Origin of the sequence: Skermanella aerolata KACC 11604 (assembly GCF_000936425.1) — a bacterium.
Lineage (GTDB): Bacteria > Pseudomonadota > Alphaproteobacteria > Azospirillales > Azospirillaceae > Skermanella > Skermanella aerolata.
In genome coordinates this window covers 1-360 of the sequence record NZ_AVFK01000237.1, presented here as the reverse complement: position 1 = coordinate 360, position 360 = coordinate 1, and the positions used below count along the sequence as shown (strand labels likewise).

General features: G+C 63.1%; 1 protein-coding gene. It reads left to right on the top strand.

All coding sequences use genetic code 11. From position 1 onward, the window contains the following. Positions 1-321 (top strand): integrase core domain-containing protein (locus N826_RS39360; protein ID WP_044438140.1); only part of this gene is annotated, 321 nt, incomplete at its 5' end. Positions 322-360 lie beyond the last annotated feature (39 nt).

The window sequence follows — 360 nt, the reverse complement described above, 5'->3', positions numbered from 1 at the left end:
CATCATTCCGATCGCGGGTCGCAATATGTCGCTATCAAGTACACCGAGCGTCTCACCGACGCTGGCGTCGAGCCCTCCGTGGGAAGCGTTGGCGATTCCTATGACAATGCCTTGGCCGAGACGATCAACGGCCTCTACAAGACCGAGGTGATCCGGCGCCGCGGACCGTGGCGCACCCTGGAAGCCGTCGAGTTCGCCACCCTGGAATGGGTGGACTGGTTCAACCACCGGCGCCTGCTCGAGCCCATCGGCAATATCCCGCCCGCCGAGGCCGAAGCGCGCTACTATGCTCAAACCGAGGACGTCGCCATAGCGGCGTGACTCAACTAAACCGGCCTCCAGGAATCCTGGGGCGGTTCA